The following is a 2,113-nucleotide window of genomic DNA, read 5'->3' as shown; positions in this document are numbered from 1 at the left end:
CCTGGAGGGAGTTGCCGCCGAGGTCGAAGAAGTTGTCGTCGGTGCTGATCGGGTTGGTGGTGGTCAGGATGGTGGTGAAGATGTCGGTGATCTGTTGTTCGGTCGGGGTCGTGGGTGGGGTGACGGTCCGGTTGACCGGGGTCGTGGTGTCGGGAACGGGCAGGGCTTTGCGGTCGACCTTGCCGGAGACGGCCAGTGGGAGACTGTCGAGGATCACCCAGGCCGACGGGATCATGTACGGGGGCAGGTCAGCGGCGAGATGGGTACGTAGTTCACTGACCGTCGGCGCGGGCGGGGTGCAGGCGAGGTAGGCGACGAGTCGCTTGTCACCCGGGGTGTCCTCCCGGAGCATGACCACGGCCTGGGCCACGTTCGGATGGGTCGCCAGGACCGCCTCGATCTCCTCCAACTCGATCCGCAGACCACGAAGTTTGACCTGCATGTCGATCCGACCCAGGAACTCCAACTGCCGGTCCGCCGTCCACCGCACCAGGTCCCCGGACCGGTAGACCCGACCCGTGGCCCGGAACGGATCCGGCACGAACTTCTCCGCGGTCAACTCCGGCGCGTTCAGATAACCCCGCGCCAGACCCTCGTCCCCACCGATCAACAACTCACCCGGAACCCCGACCGGACACGGATGCCCGAACCGGTCCACCACATACAACCGGCGATGCGCCAACGGCCGACCAATCGGCGGCGACGACCGCCACACCACCGGCTCACACTCATACATCGTGCAACCGATCGTCGTCTCCGTCGGACCATACCCATTGATGAACCGACGCCCATCCACATTCCACCGATTCACCAGATCACCAGAAAACGCCTCCCCACCCACCAACACATACTTCAGATCCGGATACGGCTCCGCGTCCACCAACGTCAACATCGCCGGCGGCGCACCCACATACGTACACCGCTCCCGACGAATCAACTCCGACAACGCCTCCGGCGACATCAACGTCTCACGCGGCGCCAACACCAACGCCGCCCCCGTCGTCAACGCCGAAAAAATCTCCGCCTCCGACAAGTCGAACACCAACGACGCATACTGCAACAACCGATCCCCCGGCCCCAGACCAAACGCCGCCGTAAACGACGCCAAATACAACATCAACGCCCGATGCTCAATCAACACACCCTTCGGCCGACCCGTCGAACCCGACGTATACAACACATACGCCAACGAGTCACCATCCGCCCACTCCTCCCACACCACCGGAACAGGCACCGACTCCAACACCGACCACTCCGTATCCACACACACCATCCGCCACCCATCCGGAACCGGCAAAAACCCGACCAGATCCGAATGCGTCAACACCACCCGCGCACCCGTGTCCCGAACAATAAACTCCAACCGGTTCACCGGATTACCCGTATCCAAAACAGTGAACGCCGCCCCCGCCTTCAACACACCCAACAACACCGCCAAAACATCAAACCCACGATCCAACGCCACCGCCACCACATCCTGATGACCCACCCCCACCGACCTCAACCACCGCGCCACCACATCCGACCGCTCCGCCAACTCCCCATACGTCAACTCCCGACCACCGAAAACCGCCGCCACCCCACCCGGAAAACGCCCCGCCACCTCACCAAACACCACATGAACCGGAACCCGCCGATAATCCAACCCCGGCCCACACCCCACCCCCAACAACTCCTCCCACTCCCCACCCGACACCAACGACACCTCCGACACCCGCACCCCACCATCCCCCACCACCCGCTCCAACACCCGCCACACATGACCCACCAACCCCTCCACCCGCCACCGATCAAACAAATCCGTCGCATACTCCACCTGCACCCGCAACTCGTCATCAAACTCGGTGAACGTACACGACAAATCAAACCGCGACCGCTCCAAACGCGGGGTAATCGTCTCCACCGACACCCCCGGCAACTCCAGACCACCACCCGCCGTCCCACCACTCAACAACTGCATACCCACCTGGAACAACGGATTACGACTCGCATCACGAACCGGCGCCACCCGATCAACCACCTTCTCGAACGGCACCTCATTGTCATACGCACCCAACGTCACATCACGAACCCGCCCCAACAACTCCACAAACGACGGATCCCCCGAAAGATC

At 62.7% G+C, this 2,113-nt stretch carries 1 protein-coding gene; it reads right to left on the bottom strand.

What is annotated here, in order from left to right; translation table 11 throughout:
- The coding region (locus tag ABGB21_RS36785) for an amino acid adenylation domain-containing protein (RefSeq protein WP_347681756.1) at positions 1-2,062 on the bottom strand (2,062 nt) is incomplete at its 3' end.
- Between the last annotated feature and the right edge of the window lie 51 nt (positions 2,063-2,113).

It is taken from the genome of Plantactinospora sp. B24E8 (assembly GCF_039871735.1).
Lineage (GTDB): Bacteria > Actinomycetota > Actinomycetes > Mycobacteriales > Micromonosporaceae > Plantactinospora.
This window is presented reverse-complemented; position numbering and strand designations above follow the sequence as displayed.